14 protein-coding genes, 1 tRNA gene and 1 pseudogene are annotated in these 17,050 nt (G+C 74.7%); 6 read left to right on the plus strand and 10 right to left on the minus strand.

Features of this window, described 5'->3' with window-relative positions; translation table 11 throughout:
• Window positions 1-54: 54 nt before the first annotated feature.
• The 3 genes from ACI78Q_RS06815 (at window position 55) to ACI78Q_RS06825 (ending at window position 3,347) form a co-directional block, all read left to right on the plus strand.
• Window positions 55-1,914 carry a wax ester/triacylglycerol synthase domain-containing protein gene (locus ACI78Q_RS06815; protein ID WP_456922568.1) on the plus strand — a complete coding sequence of 620 codons (1,860 nt, stop codon included), beginning with the start codon at window positions 55-57 and terminating at the stop codon, window positions 1,912-1,914.
• A gap of 103 nt (window positions 1,915-2,017) precedes the next feature.
• The gene (locus ACI78Q_RS06820; protein ID WP_456922569.1) at window positions 2,018-2,653 is read left to right on the plus strand and encodes a CBS domain-containing protein; all 636 of its coding nucleotides are present in this window, start codon (window positions 2,018-2,020) and stop codon (window positions 2,651-2,653) included.
• 82 nt (window positions 2,654-2,735) lie between these two features.
• Window positions 2,736-3,347: a nitroreductase family protein gene (locus ACI78Q_RS06825; protein WP_456922570.1), complete on the plus strand. Its 612-nt coding sequence runs from the start codon at window positions 2,736-2,738 to the stop codon at window positions 3,345-3,347.
• Between the two features lie 22 nt (window positions 3,348-3,369).
• Here ACI78Q_RS06825 and ACI78Q_RS06830 read toward each other — a convergent pair whose 3' ends face one another.
• The 3 genes and pseudogenes from ACI78Q_RS06830 to ACI78Q_RS06840 all read right to left on the minus strand — a co-directional run bounded on the left by ACI78Q_RS06830 (window position 3,370) and on the right by ACI78Q_RS06840 (window position 6,589).
• Complete coding sequence (locus ACI78Q_RS06830) at window positions 3,370-4,611, minus strand: YbfB/YjiJ family MFS transporter (protein WP_456922571.1); 1,242 nt, start codon at window positions 4,609-4,611, stop codon at window positions 3,370-3,372.
• Between the two features lie 65 nt (window positions 4,612-4,676).
• A pseudogene (locus ACI78Q_RS06835) lies at window positions 4,677-5,195 on the minus strand (UGSC family (seleno)protein).
• Window positions 5,192-6,589: a thioredoxin family protein gene (locus tag ACI78Q_RS06840; RefSeq protein ID WP_456922572.1), complete on the minus strand. Its 1,398-nt coding sequence runs from the start codon at window positions 6,587-6,589 to the stop codon at window positions 5,192-5,194. Before ACI78Q_RS06840 ends, ACI78Q_RS06835 begins: the two are co-directional and overlap by 4 nt.
• Window positions 6,590-6,714: 125 nt before the next feature.
• On the opposite strand from ACI78Q_RS06840, the gene ACI78Q_RS06845 reads away from it, so the two are divergent.
• Both ACI78Q_RS06845 and ACI78Q_RS06850 read left to right on the plus strand, forming a co-directional pair.
• Window positions 6,715-7,065 (plus strand): hypothetical protein, encoded by a 351-nt coding sequence (locus tag ACI78Q_RS06845; protein WP_456922573.1) that lies wholly within the window; start codon window positions 6,715-6,717, stop codon window positions 7,063-7,065.
• Window positions 7,066-7,762: 697 nt separating this feature from the next.
• On the plus strand, window positions 7,763-9,214 hold the full coding sequence (locus tag ACI78Q_RS06850) for a sulfatase family protein (protein ID WP_456922574.1): 1,452 nt from the start codon (window positions 7,763-7,765) through the stop codon (window positions 9,212-9,214).
• A gap of 228 nt (window positions 9,215-9,442) precedes the next feature.
• Here the strand turns inward: ACI78Q_RS06850 and ACI78Q_RS06855 are convergent.
• Window positions 9,443-9,515, minus strand: a tRNA-Asn gene (locus ACI78Q_RS06855).
• A gap of 136 nt (window positions 9,516-9,651) precedes the next feature.
• Between ACI78Q_RS06855 and ACI78Q_RS06860 the strand changes: the two genes are divergently transcribed.
• Window positions 9,652-9,909, plus strand: a complete 258-nt coding sequence (locus tag ACI78Q_RS06860; RefSeq protein WP_456922575.1) for a hypothetical protein — start codon at window positions 9,652-9,654, stop codon at window positions 9,907-9,909.
• A 1-nt stretch (window position 9,910) separates the two neighbouring features.
• On the opposite strand, the gene ACI78Q_RS06865 is transcribed toward ACI78Q_RS06860, so the two are convergent.
• The 6 genes from ACI78Q_RS06865 to ACI78Q_RS06890 all read right to left on the minus strand — a co-directional run bounded on the left by ACI78Q_RS06865 (window position 9,911) and on the right by ACI78Q_RS06890 (window position 16,904).
• Window positions 9,911-10,492, minus strand: a complete 582-nt coding sequence (locus tag ACI78Q_RS06865) for a hypothetical protein (protein WP_456922576.1) — start codon at window positions 10,490-10,492, stop codon at window positions 9,911-9,913.
• Window positions 10,489-12,375: a DNA primase gene (gene dnaG / locus ACI78Q_RS06870; RefSeq protein ID WP_456922577.1), complete on the minus strand. Its 1,887-nt coding sequence runs from the start codon at window positions 12,373-12,375 to the stop codon at window positions 10,489-10,491. Before dnaG ends, ACI78Q_RS06865 begins: the two co-directional genes overlap by 4 nt.
• Window positions 12,375-12,887, minus strand: coding sequence for a hypothetical protein (locus ACI78Q_RS06875; protein WP_456922578.1), 513 nt, complete (start codon window positions 12,885-12,887; stop codon window positions 12,375-12,377). The genes dnaG and ACI78Q_RS06875 overlap by 1 nt, the downstream gene beginning before the upstream one ends.
• Before the next feature lie 9 nt (window positions 12,888-12,896).
• The gene (locus ACI78Q_RS06880) at window positions 12,897-13,526 is read right to left on the minus strand and encodes a YdcF family protein (protein ID WP_456922579.1); all 630 of its coding nucleotides are present in this window, start codon (window positions 13,524-13,526) and stop codon (window positions 12,897-12,899) included.
• A 69-nt stretch (window positions 13,527-13,595) separates the two neighbouring features.
• On the minus strand, window positions 13,596-16,304 hold the full coding sequence (gene ppdK, locus ACI78Q_RS06885) for a pyruvate, phosphate dikinase (RefSeq protein WP_456922580.1): 2,709 nt from the start codon (window positions 16,302-16,304) through the stop codon (window positions 13,596-13,598).
• A 147-nt stretch (window positions 16,305-16,451) separates the two neighbouring features.
• Entirely contained in the window at window positions 16,452-16,904 is a 453-nt protein-coding gene (locus ACI78Q_RS06890) for a hypothetical protein (RefSeq protein ID WP_456922581.1), read from the minus strand.
• Window positions 16,905-17,050: the final 146 nt, after the last annotated feature.

A 17,050-nucleotide genomic window follows, 5' to 3' on the forward strand; every position in this document is an offset into this window, starting at 1 on the left:
CCCGTGGGCGTCGGACCCTGTTCCGCGCACCACGGGCGGCCGCACGGTGGGCCGGTGGCACTCCCCCGGCTGCGCGCCGACGAGCTGCTGAACGTCTGGGCCGACGACCGGCGGGCCCCGATGCAGATCGCCCTGCTCGGCATCTTCGACGCCGCCCCGTTCCGGCGGCCCGACGGCGCCCTCGACACCCCCGGCATCCGCGCGGCGCTGGCGGCCCGCGCGCACCGCGTCCCGGCCCTGCGCAAGCGGGTGGTGTGGACCCGGCCCGGTGAGGGCCGGCCGGTCTGGGCCGCCGACCCGTCGTTCGACCCGCTGCGCCACGTCGTGCAGGCGACACTGCCCCCGGGCGCGCACCTCGGGACCTGGGCCGCCAACCGCGTGCTCCACCCGCTGGAGCGGGACCGGCCGCTGTGGCGGGCCGAGGTCGTCGACGGTCTGGACGGCGCCCGGTTCGCCGTCCTCGTCGTCCTCTCCCACGTCCTCGCCGACGGGCGCGCCGGCATGGCACTGGCCGGGCAGCTGCTCGACCCGGTACCCGACGCCACCCCGGCCGCGCCCGCCTCACCAGCGGTGCCGCCGCTGCCGACGCACCGGGAGCTGGTGCGCGACCGGCTCCAGCAGGTCGCCGCGCAGCTGCGGGGGCCCCGCGACCGGGCCCGCGGCCGGGCCCTCGGCCGGCAGGGACTGCGGCAGCTCCGCGACGTCGTGACCGAGCTGGGGGTCCCGGTGCCGGCCACCTCCCTGCCGCGCCGGGTGGGCCCGGACCGGCGGCTGGCGGTCCACCAGCACCGGCTGGAGGACCTGCAGCGCACCGGGCACGCCCTGGGGGTCACCCTCAACGACCTGCTCCTGACCGCTGTCGCCGGCGGCCTGCGCGACCTGCTCGCCGGCCGCGGCGAGCGGTTGCCCGGTTCCGTCGTGCGCGCCAGCGTCCCGGCCGCCACCGGCGCCCCCGGTGGGCAGGTGGTGGGCCTGCTGCTCGTCGACCTCCCGGTCGGTGAACCGGACCCGCTGCGACGGCTGGCGCTGGTCCGCCGCAGCACCACCGCCGGCAAGACCCGGCTGCGCGCGGCCGCCGGCAGCGTCGTCGACATCCGGTTGCCGGCCGCGGTGGCCCGGCCGGTCGTCCGCTGGGGACGCCGCTTCGGCAGCCGCAGCATCCGGCTGTCGATCACCGACGTCACCGGCCCGCCGGAGCCGCTGTGGCTGGCCGGGGCCCGCCTGGTGGAGGCGGTGCCGATCGCGCCGCTGGTCCCGGGGGTCCCGATCGCGGTCGCCGCGCTGTCCCACGCCGGCGCACTGGCCGTGTCCGTCGACGCCGACGGCGCCCTCGGCGACCTCGACGTGCTCGCCGACGGCACCGCCCGAGCGCTGACCGACCTGACGCAGCGGGCCCGCACCGGCGCCCGGGTGCCGTCGCTGCCGGCGCCCCTCGTCCGCGCCGGCCGCAGGGTCGTGGAGGCCGCGGTCGACGTCGACCGCGATCCCGCCGAGGTGTTCGCCCTCTGCAGCGACCCGTGCTCCGAGCCGGCGTGGAACCCGCAGGTCGTCGCGGTCCAGCAGCTCACCGCCGGGCCCGTCGGACCGGGGTCCCGCTACCGGCTGCGGTTCCGCTCGGGCGTCGGCGACAGCACCGTGGAGGTGCTCGGCTTCGACCCACCCCGGGCGTGGACCTCGACCAGCACCTCGGCCCGCCTCGACGTCCGGTTCGAGGGCGAGGTCGTGCCCGACGCGGGCGGGTCCTCCCTCCGGTTCCGGGCGGAGCTGCGGCCGCGCGGTGCCCTGCGGCCGCTCGCCCCCGTGCTCCGCCGGGTGCTCCGCCGGCGCTGGGAGCAGGACCTCGCGACGCTGCGCGCGCTGCTGCAGGAGCGGCCGCCGAGCGGCGTGCGCCCCGGCGCCACCCCGGTCCCCTGACCGCCTCCGGTCCGGCCGGTCGGTGGCGGTCAGGGACCGAGGTCCCCCGCGGCTGCGCCGGGCGACCCTGGGGTGGGCAGCCCCGCCTGCCTAGCGTGGCGCCGTGCAGGCCAGGGACGTCATGACCCGCTCCGTCGTCACCGTGGGACCGGAGACCTCCGCCAAGTACGCGGCGGAGGTCATGGCCGAGCGCGGCTTCGCGGCCCTGCCCGTCGTCGACGACGCCGACCGGCTGGTCGGCATCGTCGCCGAGGCCGACGTCCTCCGGGACCGGCTGCCCCAGGACCCCCGGCTGCACCTGCGCCGCGACGGCGACGCGCCGGCGGCCCCGGCGCTGCTGGTGCACGGGGTGATGACCGGCGAGGTCCGGACGGTCCAGGGCACGGCGGACATCGCCGACGTCGCCCGGCTGTTCGTCGACGAGCGGCTGCGCAGCGTGCCCGTGCTGGACGGCGACCGCCTCGTGGGCATCGTCAGCCGGCGCGACCTGCTGCGGACCCTGGTCCGTCCGGACGCGGAGATCCGGCACGACCTCCTGCACCTCGTGGAGGGCTACACCGGGTCGGTGGACGCGTGGGCGGTCGCGGTGGCCGACGGCGTGGCCACGATCCAGCGCACCCGGGGGACGCCCGACCCGTCCCCTGAGGTCGAGGAGCGGGCCCTCTCGGAGCTCGCCCGGACCGTCGGCGGGGTGGTCAGCGTGCGGGTGCTCCCGGCGGAGGCGCCGAGTCGTTCGTGACCGGTGCGCTCGCGCGGGCGCGTGCCCGGCGTCACCGCACGGGCGCGGAATGGTTGAACGGTCAAGTGCCTTCAGGACGGGCGTGACCCACGGAATGGACGCCACGACGGCGACGAGCTCGCCCGTCTCGAAGGCCGCGACGACCGCCGCGCCGCTGCACCCGCTGCTCGCCGAGCGGTGGAGCCCCCGCGCGCTCGACCCCCGCCACGACCTCACGGTCGACCAGCTCACCGCGCTGCTCGAGGCCGCCCGCTGGGCGCCGAGCGCGTCGAACACCCAGCCGTGGCGGTTCGCCGTCGCCCGGCGCGGCAGCACCGAGTACGCCGCCCTGCTGGAGGCGCTCGCACCGGGCAACCAGGCCTGGGCGCACGCCGCCTCGGCGCTCATCGTGGCCGCGGCCGAGACGGCCGGCCCCGACGGCGCGGTCCGCCCGTGGGCCGTCTACGACACCGGGCAGGCGGTGGCGCACCTGTCGGTGCAGGCCCAGCACGAGGGTCTGGCCGTGCACCAGCTCGGCGGCTTCGACCGGGACCGGGTCGCTGCACTCCTGGCCACGCCGGACGGCGTCGTGCCCCTGGTGGTGCTGGCTGTCGGCCGGCGTGACGACGAGGTGCAGCTCGGCGAGCCGTTCGCCAGCCGGGAGTCGGCCGCCCGGGACCGGCTGCCGCTCGACCAGCTCCTGCTGCCCCTGTAGCCCGGTCGTCCGGGGCCGCCGGTCAGGGAGGGCCGTCCCGGCCGGACGGCGACGGCCCCCCCGCGCCCGGGGCGACGTCTGCGCCCGGGGCGACGTCTGCGCCCGGGGGCGCGGCGCCCCGGCGGGGCAGCGTGGCGGACGCGCAGGCGGCAGCGAAGGCGGCCGCGGCGGCGACCAGGAACGCCGCCGTGAAGCTGCCCGTCCGGTCGGCGATCCACCCGCCGAGCTGCGGACCCGCCAGCTGCGCCGCCCCGAAGACGAGGGTGACCGCGCCGAAGGCGGCGGCGAAGCGCCGGGGGTCGAGCCGGTCGGCCAGGTGGGCGGCCAGCACGGCCGGGGCCCCGGACATCGCCAGGCCGAACACGAGCGCGGAGAGGACGGCCCAGGGTTCGCCGCCGACCGGGACCAGCAGGATCGCCGCGGTCATCCCCACGTAGGCCCACGTCATGGCCGCCCGCCGTCCCACGCTGTCCGACCAGCGGCCGAGCACCACCCCGCCGAACGCGATGCACACACCGGTCAGCGCGAAGACCGCAGCGGCGTGGCCGGTGCCGAAGCCGGCGTCGTCCTCGTACGCGGCGACCAGGAAGGTCATGTAGACCGAGATCGCCAGGCCGTACCCGCCGTAGGAGAGGGTCGCGCCGATCCAGCCCGGGACGGCTCGCAACGCCGAGATGCGGACCGGACCGGAGACCGGGGCGACCGGCGGACGCAGCCACCGCAGCGCCGCGACCGCGACGAGCGCCGCCAGCACCGCCTGGATCCCCCACACGGGCCGCCACGAGCCGGCGCCGCCGACGGCGTGCACCAGGGCGGTGAGGATGCTGCACGCCAGCACCCCCAGACCCACCCCGCTGCCGGTCAGCCCGATGGCCAGGCCCCGGCGGGACCCGCGCACGGCGGATCCGGCGATGCCCGGGGCCGGCACCCAGATCATCGCCCCGCCGAAGCCGGCCAGGACCATGCCCGCCACCAGGACCGGCACCGACGGCGCGAGGGAGAGGACCACCAGCCCGGCCGTGGTGCACAGCAGGCCGGTGCGCACCGAGGTCGCCGGCGCCATGCGGCCGGCGGTGAGGCTGACCACGAGGGTCCCCGCGAGGTACGCGGTGAGGTTGAGCGTCCCGAGCAGTCCGGCCACGACGTAGGAGTGCACGAGGTCGGCGGTGACGGCGGGCAGCAGGAGCGCGTAGCCGAAGCGCCCGAAGCCCTGGGCCACGGCGGCGGCCAGCACCAGCACCGGGAGCAGGACCCGTGGCCCCACCACGGAGCCGCGGCGCCCCGCAGCCCGAGCGCGCAGTGGTCGCACCGGAACCGTCGGTACGGGCGCTACGCCGTGGTGGTGACCGCGGCCAGCACGGCGGGGAAGGCGTCCTCGGCGGCCCGGCGCAGCTCGGCGTCCGTGCGGTCCTGGACCGGGTGCGGGACCAGCACGTACGGCGCCGCGAAGCCGAGCGCCACGCCCTGCAGCCGCGCGGCCTCCTCGAACGCCCGGCTGGCGAGGAAGACCCCGACCACGCCCCGGCGCTCGAGGTCGGCGATGTCGTGCACACTGCACGACGTGCACGAGCCCTAGTCGGCCAGCGCCTCGATGACCACCTCGCACTGCTCGGTGATCTGGTGCCGCAGGTCGACCGGGGCGACCCGCGCGAACGTCGGCTTGCGGTAGCGGCGCACCGTCGCGCCCTGGTCCACGAGCAACTGCTCGAGCCGATCCAGGACGACGTCCCCGCGGGCCTTGCTGATGTCGAGCAGCCCCACCGTGCGGCCCCGCAGCGAGGGCGGGCGCGGCAGCGGCGCCCGGACCGGCGCCCGGCGTTCACCGGTGGGATCGAGGACCGTCGTCATGCCCGTACCTCCTGTGTCACCGGGACGCTCCCCGTCTCACCGGCCACCCAACCACCGACGATCGCACTGAACAGGCCGGCGTCGCCCCCCGCGGAGACGACGAGCAGCCCGCCCGGCCGGAACTTCGGCAGGTCGTCGGCGGCGACCCCGGACGACAGGCCCTCGGCCATGCCGCCGGCGCCCCGCACCAGCTCGCCGGCCGGCAGCCGCAGGAGGCCGTCCAGCTCGGCCAGCAGCCGCGGCCGGTCCCACCCGGCTTCACGGAAGACCCGCCCGTGTTCCGGGGAGACGACGAGCATCGCGTCGAAACCCATCGCCAGCTTGGGGTGCGCGTTGACGCGCAGGCACGCGGCGAACGAGCGGGCCAGCGACTCGGGGTCCCGGCTGAGCTGGTCGACCACGGGCTGCACACCCGATCCGGCGAAGACGGTCACGGCGTCGCCGGGCACCCCGCGCTCGGCCGCCAGCGGGAGGAACGGGCTGTCGTGCTCGCGCTCGGCGAAGCAGAAGGTGAACTTGCCCGGGTTGCCCAGGGTCGCCCGGTCGACCTCCCCGGGACGGCCGCCCCCGACGTTGCGCACCACGAGTTGCAGCGCCCGGCCGATCGTGGCGTTCGCACGGTTGCCCTGCCCGAGGGCGTTGACCCCGCTGTTCATCCCGATCCGGGCGGCGACCGGCCCGTTGACGACGACCACCGGCCCCGCGAAGTAGGTGGTGGCGAGCACGCCGTGCAGCGCGAACTCCTCGGCGCACGCCGCCTCCAGCGCCGCGAGGACCACCGGCAGGTACTCGGGCAGGCAGCCGGCCATCACCGCGTTGACCGCGACCTTCTCGACGGTGCACTCCACGAGGTCCGGCGGGACGACGGCCACCACCTCACCGGGGTCGCGGGCCGTACCGCGCAGCATCCGCAGCACCCGCTCGGGAGTCGGCGGCACCACCGGCAGCCCGTCGGTCCACCCGCGGTCGAACAACGCCTCGTGCTCGTCCTCGAGGTCGGCCAGCTCCACCCGGCGGCTGGTCAGCCCGGTGCTCCCGTAGCGCGCCTCCAGCGCGTCGACCCGGGCCGGGTCCACCGACAGGGACCCGCAGCCCGGCCGGTGCTCGGGCAGGTCCGCGCCCAGCCCGGCGACGCCGGTCAGCGCCTCCCACTGCTCGCGGCTCCAGCCCACCACCCGGGCGGTCTCCACGCCGTTCTCGACCCGCAACAGGGTGGGGACGGTCTCGACGTCCAGCCGGTAGGACACCTCGAGGGCGGTGTCGTCGTGGTCGAACCAGTCCGGGTCGTCCTGGCACCACACCGCGGCGCCCAGCCGCCGCAGCACCGGTTCGACCAGCACGCAGGTCGGGCAGTCCCGCTTCACCACCGCGACCAGCCCGTCCGGCACCTGCACGGGGGCGACCCTAGCGGCCTCCGCGGTCCCCTCGCAGTGCGCGACGCAGGAGCACCGCGCAGGGACGCACGACGTCATCGAGGAGGAGGATCGGCGCCCACGCCGCTCCCGCGGAGGAGGCCCGCATGGCGAGGTACCTGGTGAACGACGCCGGCCTCGCCCACGCGCGGGAGCTCATCGCCGCGCGCCGGTACGTCCTGCGCAGCGAGTGGGGCCGCGTCCAGCCCTCCGCCGAGGACGAGAACGCGTTCCTCGCGCGGCACTCGTGGGCGGACTACTCCGCCTGGCACCTCGCACTCACCGAGGGCGCCACCGACGGCACCAAGGCGCGGTACGCCTTCGTGTACGGCGACTTCCGCCGCGTGCACCGGATGGGGATCATCGCCTGCCACTACCGGGCCGCGGAGTGGGGCCACAAGGAGATCGAGCTGGCGGCTCACGACCTGCTGCAACTGCTCGACGCGACGCGGGCGTGAGCCCCGTCGCCGGGAGCCGCGGACCCGCGGCGGAGCTCCCCCGATCGGACTCGAACCAACAGCCCCGCGAGTTGATCTCGTGGTCGTTGGCAGCGGTGAGTCAGCGATGAACGTGGAGCTCGGACAACGTGCGACTACCGGTATCGGTTGACAGCCGTCTGCACTCAACGGCGGTGAGTTGGTCGTCGAAGCGATCCTGGATCCGATCGGCACCCATGACCGGGCGAAGGCGGATCCGTCACCCATCGGCCTCGAAGCCCACGTGCAGATGGCCTCGATGCCGGATCGACACCGGACCGGGGCACGGGATCACGATGCGGGTCTTCCTGGTCGCTGGCTGCGGCGGTGCATGACGACGTCGCCGCCGCCTCTGACGCCGCTCAAGACGGCGCCGCCGCCCAGATCATCTGCGGGCTCGCCACACCGATGGCCCCGCCTCTGCAGAGCCCGACCATGAGGCGCGCCGGACGACGACGCTCCCCGGTGACAGGGGTCAGCTCTCAGGCGCCGTCGACACGGTTACACACCCCTCGTCGCCTTGACCCTGCGAAGGCCCCTGGCTAGCTTCGAACACCGTCCATCCGTGGTGTGCATCACACGCATTGGTGCACCTCCGTCATCCCACGGTCTCGCCCCCGGTCGCGGCGTGTGTCGCCGTTGGGGCGCCCATGAGCGGAGAAGCATGCCCGAGGAACCCTTGACTCCCGATACACGGCCCGCCGGACTCTCCCGCCGGGCCTTCGTCGGCATGGTCGGTGCCACGGCGGTCGGCGCGGTGGCGGCTTCAGCCGGCACCGCCGCCGCGCACGAACGGCCGTTCACGCCCGCCGCCCCTCCGGAAGGCGGGGAGCGACCCAACATCCTCATCATCATCGCTGACGACCTGGGCTGGGCCGATCTGTCCAGCTACGGGGCACCGCACATCTCGACGCCGAACCTGGACCGGCTGGCGAAGGAGGGCGTCCGGTTCACCGACGGCTACGCGGGGTCGTCCACGTGCTCGCCCACGCGGATCAGCCTGTACACCGGGCGGTACCCGGGGCGCCTGTATGCCGGGTTGCGCGAACCGATCGCCGGGCCGGATGCGACCGATCCGCAGCGCGGCATCCCTCCCGAGCACCCCACCATCGCCTCGCTGCTGCGCAACGCCGGATACGCCACGGCGATGTTCGGCAAGTGGCACTGCGGCCACCTGCCGTGGTTCAGCCCGCTGAGGTCCGGCTGGGAGGAGTGGCTGGGCAACCTCAGCGGCGGCGTGGACTACTTCTCCAAGGTCAACCGCGGGGGCAGCTACGACCTGTACGAGAACGAGGTGCCCTACCAGGACCTGCGGTACTACACCGACATCCTCACCGAACGCACCGTGGAGTACCTCCACCGGGGCCACCAGAAGCCGTGGCTGCTCAACCTCAACTACACGACGCCGCACTGGCCCTGGGAAGGCCCCGGGGACCAGGCCCTCAGCGCCGAGCTCACCGCCCGCGCGACGTCCGGCGACAGGGCGGCCCTGTTCCACCACGACGGCGGCTCAGTGGCCAAGTACGTGGAGATGGTCCAGGACATGGACACCTCGATCGGAGAAGTGCTCCGGGCACTCCGGGACACCGGTCAGGACCGGAACACCATCGTGCTGTTCAAGAGCGACAACGGCGGAGAGCGGTTCTCCTACACGTGGCCGCTGCGCGGAGCGAAGATCGATGCCCTGGAGGGCGGCATCCGCATCCCGACGATCCTGCGGTGGCCGGCGGGGGTGTCCGGCGGGCAGGTCTCCGACCTCCCGGTGATCACCATGGACTGGACCCGCACGCTCCTCTCGGCCGCGGGCGTCGCCCCGGATCCCGGCTACCCGATGGACGGCCGCGACCTGAGCCAGTACCTCTGGGGCTCAGGGCAGCCCCCCTCGGAGGACCTCTTCTGGCGAGTCGTCGACCAGGGCGCGCTGCGGCGCGGGAAGTGGAAGTACTGGGTCTCGCACAACGTCGACCGCAGCGTGCGGGAGGAGGCACTGTTCGACCTCACCGCCGACCGGCGCGAGGAGGCCAACCTGGCCGCGAAGGAACCGACCGTGCTGACCGACCTGCGCAACGCCTGGAACCGGATCGAGGAGACGCTCCTCGACTATCCGCCTGGCGCTGTCCGCGGAGAATGACCCGCCATCTCGACGCTGGGACCCCACGGTGACGCGTTGCTGCTGCGAGCGGCGGCCGAGCGGGCATCCGCGCGTGCTGCGCGCGACCGGGCCCTGACGGCGCGGGCGCGCCTTGCCGCCCCACCCGCAACGGGCCCGCAGGGCTGAGTCAGCCGATGGTTCGTCGGTCGCTCGCCGGTCGTCGGGCCAGGCTCTGATCACGTACCAGCCCGCTCGCCGGCGGTGTTGCTCCCCCGATTGGACTCGAACCAATAACCCTGCGATTAACAGTCGCATGCTCTGCCAATTGAGCTACGGGGGATCGGCGGGACGGACCCGCGCGCCTGGACAAGAGTACCCGACGCCGTCCGGGGGCCCGCGCAGGGGGCTGTCGCGTCGCGCACACCCGGGCGCCCCGTTACGGTGATCACTCCCTTCCGAGTCAGCAGGAGGTCCCCGTGGCGAAGCTGTCCTTCCTCGCCGGCTTCGGTGCCGGGTACGTGCTCGGCGCGAAGGCGGGCAAGGAGCGTTACGAGCAGATCCGCAAGGCGTGGGAGAACGCCAAGGACAACCCGCAGCTGCAGGGCGTGGCCGGCATGGCCCAGGCCCGCGCCGACGCGGTCGTCAACTCGGTGAAGGCCCGCATGGGCCGCGACAGCGGGCCCGGGCGACCGACGGGCTCCACCGCGCCGGGGCCGGTGCCCCCGCCGCGCTGAGTCATCCCACCTGGTCGGCGGCCACGGCCTCGGCGAGCTTCTGCCGGGCGGCCTCCCGCGCGACCGGGTCGCTGCGGTCGGCGTCGTCGTCGAAGACGACCGTCCACTCCCGGGCGACCTGACCGGGCACCCGCCGCGCGACCAGCACGACCTCCCCGCGGCCGGGCAGCGGCGCCCGCCGGCTGGCGACCACCGTCTGGTCCACCCGCCGGCGGACGACGGCCGGCAGGTCCCCCGCGTCGCGCAGCGCGTGCCGCTCCACCGGCAGCCGCGCCTGCACCCCGGGCTCCACCTCGGTCAGTGCGGTGACCTCGAACCGGCCGCCGCCGTCACCGGTCGCCGTCCACCGGGCCGACGCCACCTCGTGCCACGGCAGGACGCCGACGCGGCCGGCCTCGGGCAGGGGCAGGTCGGCCGGAACCCGGCGCAGCCCGCGGGACGTCGCGACCAGCCAGCCCTCGTCGCGCACGAGCGCACCCCACGCGAGCACCCGCTCGTCGGGATCGGTCGAGGCGAGCACCACCGCGCGGACCGGCTCCGGCGGCCGGGTGAACCGCCGCCGAACCCTGTCGAGCACACTCACTGGGCCAGCCCGCCCATCGCCCGCTGCCGCAGCGAGATCGCCTGCTGCTCGAGCGCCATCAGCTGGCTGAACGCCTTCATGTACTCGTCGGCGGCCTCGACCGGGTTCATCCGCTGCAGCCGGCCCTTGAGCGCGGCGACCTGCCGCACCGTGTGCATCTCCTCCAGCCGGGCCAGCACCGCGCTCACGTACGCGGCGTCCGCCTCGTGCGCGGAGCGCAGTGGCTCGACGGCCAGCGCGGTGAGCTGCGCCCGGGCGCTCTCGCTCGTGCAGTGCGCGGCCACCTCGTCCAGCCAGGCCGGGCCGGTGACGCGGGTGGCCGCCGCTCCCCCGGTGCCGGCGACCGCCGCGGCCACCGCGGCGTAGTCGGGGTCGGTGTAGGCCTCGACGGGGATCGCGTCGAACATCGGACCGGCGAGCTCGGGCACCTGCAGCGCCGTCTTCACCGCCTCCCGCTCCACCGCGACGGCGATGTCGTCCGGCGACCGCTTCGGCGTCCGGGGACCCCGCGGGCGCTGCGGTGCCGCCCCCTCCCCCGTCAGCCGGCGCACCCGCTCCAGCACCTCGGCCTCGTCGGTGTTGCCGATCATCCCGGCCAGCTGGCGGGCGTAGGCCGGCCGCAGCGCGTGGTCCTTGATCTGCGCGACCAGCGGGACGGTCTTCTCCAGCGCCGCGACCCGGCCCTCGACCGTGTCCAGGTCGTAGCCGGCCAGCGTCGTCTTCAGCACGAAGGCGATCAGCGGCGTCCGCCGGGCCACCAGGTCGCGGACGGCGGTGTCCCCGTGCGCCTGGCGCAGCTCGCAGGGGTCCCGGCCGTCGGGCTCGACGGCGACGAAGGTCTGGCCGACGAAACGCTGGTCCTCGGCGAAGGTCTTCATCGCCGCGTTCTGCCCGGCCGCGTCGCCGTCGAAGGTGTAGATGACCTCGCCGCGGAACTCGTCCTGGTCCATCAGCAACCGGCGCAGCACGCTGATGTGCTCGGGCCCGAACGCGGTGCCGCAGGAGGCGACGGCGGTGGTGACGCCGGCGAGGTGGCAGGCCATCACGTCGGTGTAGCCCTCGACCACCACGGCCTGGTGCCGGCGGGCGATGTCGCGCTTGGCCCGGTCGACGCCGTAGAGGACGGTGCTCTTCTTGTAGAGCGGGGTCTCCGGGGTGTTGAGGTACTTGGGGCCCTGGTCGTCGTCCATCAGCTTGCGGGCGCCGAAGCCGATGACGTCGCCGGTGATGTCGCGGATCGGCCAGACCAGCCGGCGGTGGAACCGGTCGATGAGCGTGCCGCGGGAGGACTCCTTGGCCAGCCCCGCGGTGACCAGCTCCTGCTGGGTGAAGCCCTTGCCGCGCAGGTGGCGGGTGAGGGTGTCCCAGCCGCCGGGGGCGTAGCCGCAGCCGAAGTCCAGCGCCACCTGCCGGTCGAAGCCGCGGTCGGCGAGGAACTGCCGGGCCGGCGCCGCCTCCGGCGAGCCCAGCTGCTCGGCGTAGAAGGCCGCCGCCGCGGTGTTGGCCGCGACCAGCCGGGCCCGCTGCCCGGCCTGCTCCCGGGAGGGCGCCCCGGTGGGCCGGCCGCCGTCGTCCTCGTAGTGCAGCTCGACGTTGGCCCGCCCGGCCAGCAGCTCGACCGCCTCGGTGAAGGAGAGGTGGTCGACCTCCTGCACGAAGCGGATGACGTCGCCGCCCACGCCGCAACCGAAACAGTGGTAGAGCCCGCGACTGGGCGTGACGTGGAAGGACGGCGACTTCTCGTCGTGGAACGGGCACAGGCCCTTGAGCGAGCCACCCCCGGCGCGCTTGAGCTGCAGGTGCTCACCGACGATGTCGTCGATCTTGCTGCGCTCGCGGACCAGCGCGATGTCCGCGGCCCGGATGCGTCCCCGCCCGGCCATCAGCTGCCTCCCGCGGCCACGGCACCACCGGCGATCGCCGCGGTGGCGGCGGCCTGGTCCCGGCGGGCCATCACCAGCGCCAGCCACAGCAGGAAGACCTGGTGGTCCAGCGGCAGCGACTCCTCGGCGGTCAGCGTCGGCCGCGGTGACCAGCCGCCCGTCGTCCCGGTCTCGGCGACCACCCGCCCGGCGGAGAGGTAGCGGTACCCGCCCTTCCAGCGGGACACCACCTCGGCCACGAGCGGCGTGCCCTCCAGGTCGGCCGCCCAGGTGCCCTTCCAGAACGACGTCTGCCGCGCCCGCAGGCGGGTGGCGTCCTCCGGATCGACCGCCCAGCGGCCGGTGAGCTCCCTCGTGCGCTTCGCGAGCACCCACTCGCGGTCGCCGACGACGGCCGTGGCCGCCTCCTTCCAGTTCGAGGCCCGCAGCGTCGCGACGACGACGCCGTCGCGCAGCACGGGCAGCACGCCCTTCGCGACGCCGGCCGAGCCGGCCTTCCCGAGTTCCAGCACGGGTGCTCCTCAGCCGATCCCGGGCGCGCCGGCGACGCTCTCGCCGGTCGCGCGGTAGAGCAGGTAGGCCGCCGTCTCGCGCAGGATGTAGCGGAACTGCGTGGTGCGCGTCTGCACCGCCGGGCCCTGCCGGGTCGGCGAGCTGTCGGCGGTGATGCCGGCGTCCTCGGCCATCCGCTCCGCCCGCATCGCGTGCCACGGGTCGGTCACCAGCACCGCGGAGCTCCAGCCGCGCTCGTCGAACGCCGCACCGACCGCGCGCATGCTCTCCAGCGTGTCCACGCCCTCCTCTACCGGGAGCAGCGCGTCCGCCGGGACGCCGGCGTCGGTCAGGTAGTCCGCACCCGCCTCCGCCTCGGTGAACTGGTCTCCGGCGGCCTTGCCGCCGACGGTCACGATCACCGGGGCGACGCCGGCCTCGTACAGCCGCAGCGCGTGCTCCAGCCGGGCCTCGAAGATCGACGACGGGACGCCGTTGTACTGCGCCGACCCGAGCACCACGATCGCGTCCGACGCCGGGCGGGCGTCCTGCCGCGCCGTCCACCAGATCGCGGTCGCGGTCGACACGACGAGCAGGAAGAACGCCAGGACGGCGGCACCGACCGCCCGGCCCACCAGGCTCCCCGCACGCACCGCCACGAGTCATGGGTACCACGCGCTGCTGTCGCTCCGGCGGTGCCCACGACGGTGCGTCCCGCCACCCCGCTCTCAGGAGCCGGCGCGCTCGGCTCCCAGCGCGGCGCGACCGGCCTCCAGCCGGGCGACCGGAACGCGGAACGGCGAGCAGGAGACGTAGTCCAGCCCGACCTGGTGGAAGAAGTGCACCGAGTCGGGGTCGCCGCCGTGCTCCCCGCAGACGCCGAGCTTGAGGTCCGGCCGGGCCCGGCGCCCGCCCTCGACGCCGACCTCCACGAGCCGGCCGACCCCGGGACGGTCCAGCGACTCGAACGGCGAGACGCCGAAGATCCCCTTGTCCAGGTAGGCGTGGAAGAACGCCGCCTCGACGTCGTCCCGGGAGAAGCCCCACGTCATCTGGGTGAGGTCGTTGGTGCCGAAGGAGAAGAACTCCGCGGCCTGCGCGATCTCGTCGGCGGTCAGCGCGGCTCGCGGCACCTCGATCATCGTGCCGATGAGGACGTCGAGCTCCAGGCCGCACTCCTCGAACACCGCGGCCAGCACCTGCTCGGACTCCTCACGGATCGCCTCGAGCTCCTGCACCGCCCCGACCAGCGGGATCATGATCTCCGGCCGCGGGTCGCCGCCGGCCGCCCGGCGCTCGCAGGCCGCCTCGGCGATCGCCCGCACCTGCATGGCGAACAGGCCGGGGACGACCAGCCCCAGCCGGACGCCGCGCAGCCCGAGCATCGGGTTCTGCTCGTGCAGCCGGCGGACGGCGGTCAGCAGCCGCAGGTTGGCCTCGTCGGGGTGCCCCTCGGCCTCGGCGACGGCCACCCGCACCGACAGGTCGGTGAGGTCGGGCAGGAACTCGTGCAGCGGCGGGTCCAGCAGCCGGACGGTCACCGGCAGCCCGTCCATCGCCTCGAAGATCTCCAGGAAGTCCTGCTTCTGCAGCGGTGCGAGGGCGTCGAGCGCCTCCTGCTTGCCCTCGTCGTCCTCGGCGAGGATCAGCTTCTCGACCAGCTGCCGGCGGTCGCCGAGGAACATGTGCTCGGTGCGGCACAGGCCGGTGCCGTGCGCCCCGAAGCGCCGGGCCCGGGCGGAGTCCTCCGGGGTGTCGGCGTTGGTCCGGACGTCCATCCGCCGCCGCGCGTCGGCGTGGGTCAGGATCCGGTGCACGCTGCGCACGAGGTCGTCGGCGTCGGCGGACTCCGGGTCGATCTCGCCCTCGAAGTAGCGGACCACCGACGACGGCTCGACCGGCACCTCGCCGAGCCACACCCGGCCGGTCGAGCCGTCGATGGAGAGGACGTCGCCCTCGCCGACCTCGACGCCGCCGGGCGCGGTGAACCGCCGCGCCTTGGTGTCCACCTGCAGCTCCTCGGCGCCGCAGACGCACGTCTTGCCCATGCCGCGGGCGACGACGGCGGCGTGCGACGTCTTCCCGCCGCGGCTGGTCAGCACGCCCTCGGCGGCGATCATCCCGGCGAGGTCGTCGGGGTTGGTCTCCCGCCGGACCAGCACCACCTTCTCGCCGCGCCCCGCCCACTCGACCGCGGTCTCCGACGAGAAGACCGCCTTGCCGACGGCGGCGCCCGGGGAGGCGTTCATGCCCTGGGTGAGCTGCTGGGCATCCCCGCCGGAGACGAACCGCGGGAACATCAGCTGGGCCAGCTGGTCGCCGGTCACCCGCCGGACGGCCTCGTCCATGTCGATGAGGCCCTCGTCGACCAGCTGGGTGGCGATGACGAACGCCGCGGCCGCCGTCCGCTTGCCCACGCGGGTCTGCAGCATCCAGAGCTTGCTGCGCTCGACGGTGAACTCGATGTCGCACAGGTCGCGGTAGTGCGATTCGAGCCGGCTCATGATCGACATGAGCTCCCGGTACGCGCCCTCGTCGATCCGCTCGAGCTCGGGCAGCGGCACGGTGTTGCGGATGCCGGCGACGACGTCCTCCCCCTGCGCGTTCTGCAGGTAGTCGCCGTACACGCCCTGGGCGCCGCTGGACGGGTCGCGGGTGAACGCCACCCCGGTACCGGAGTCCGGGCCGAGGTTGCCGAACACCATCGAGCAGACGTTGACGGCGGTGCCGGCGTCGCTCGGGATGCGCTCGCGGCGGCGGTAGAGGATCGCCCGCTCGGAGTTCCACGAGTCGAAGACGGCGGTGATGGCGAGGTCCATCTGCTCGCGCGGGTCCATCGGGAAGTCGCGGCCGCACTGCTCGGCGACGATCGCCTTGAACCGGCCGACGACGTCCTCCAGGTGCGCGGCGTCCAGGTCGAGGTCGGAGTCGGTGCCCTGCTCGCGCTTGGCCTCGTCGAGGGCGTGCTCGAACAACTCGCCGTCGATGCCGAGCACGGTCTTGCCGAACATCTGGATCAGCCGCCGGTAGGAGTCCCAGGCGAAGCGCTCGCTGCCGGACTGGGCGGCCAGCCCGCGGACCGAGTCGTCGTTGAGGCCGACGTTGAGGACGGTCTCCATCATCCCGGGCATGGACGCCGCGGCCCCGGACCGCACGGACACCAGCAGCGGGTCCGACGGGTCGCCGAGGGTCTTGCCCATCGCCTTCTCCAGCGCCGTCAGGTGCTCGGTCACCTGGTCGGCCAGCTCCGACGGGGTAGCGCCGTGCTCGAGGTAGTGGCGGCAGGCGTCGGTGGTGATGGTGAACCCCGGCGGCACCGGCAGCCCCAGGTTGGTCATCTCGGCGAGGTTGGCGCCCTTGCCGCCCAAGAGGTCCTTCTGGTCCTTGTTGCCCTCGCTGAAGTCGTAGACCCAGGTCGTCTGCCCCGATCCGCCCACCGTGCACCTCCGCGCTGGCTGCGAGCACGGCCCCGAGACCTAGACGTCTCATACGTCCTATCGGGACCTAGGAGGGCGATCCTGGCCCACCCGGGAGGCGGGCACCAGCCTCCCGTGCCGCCGGCACCCGACCGGAGGACGCCGGCGTCAGCCGGCGGCGACCCCGCACACGCGCGGGCCGTCCTGGCTGACCACGGTGAACGTCGAGGTGGTGCCGTCGGCCCAGCCGATCTCCACCCGCTGCACCGGCACGCCGTCGACGTCCGCCGCGGAGGTGCCGGTGATCTCGCCGTCGCCGGCCGGGGCGTACTCGGCCGCCATCTCGGCGGCGGGCACACGGGCCCGCTCCTCCTCGCACAGCAGCTGGTGGGCGGTCTCGGTGTCGCCGTCGGCCAGCGCGTCGAGGAAGACGCCGGTGACCTCGCGCGCCTGCTCGTCCGGGGTGCCCTTCACCAGCGGCAGGCCGACCGCCATGGCGACGGCGACCAGCACCGTCCCGCCGAGGACGGCCAGGATCAGCCCGCGCGCGCCGCGGGGGGTGCCGGTGTGCAGCGCCTCGGGGCCGTCGTCGTACAGGTAGGGACCCTGGGCTCCGCTCATTGCTCGACTCCGGTCTCGATCCGCTCCTCGCTCGACACCGCGGGTCGCCTCCGCGCTCGCTCCGCTCCTCGCTCGCCGGCGCTCGCTGCGATGCCCACTCGCTGTCGGCTCCGGGCGGCATCTCGCTGCGACGCTGCCCCGACCGT

Source organism: Geodermatophilus sp. SYSU D00705 (assembly GCF_054050135.1).

Excerpts from the sequence above, each read along its gene's own strand:
- ACI78Q_RS06845 (WP_456922573.1), top strand. The coding sequence starts at position 6,715 with ATGGCGAGGTACCTGGTGAACGACGCCGGCCTCGCCCACGCGCGGGAG.
- dnaG (WP_456922577.1), bottom strand. The coding sequence starts at position 12,375 with ATGGCCGGGCGGGGACGCATCCGGGCCGCGGACATCGCGCTGGTCCGC.
- ACI78Q_RS06890 (WP_456922581.1), bottom strand. The coding sequence starts at position 16,904 with ATGAGCGGAGCCCAGGGTCCCTACCTGTACGACGACGGCCCCGAGGCG.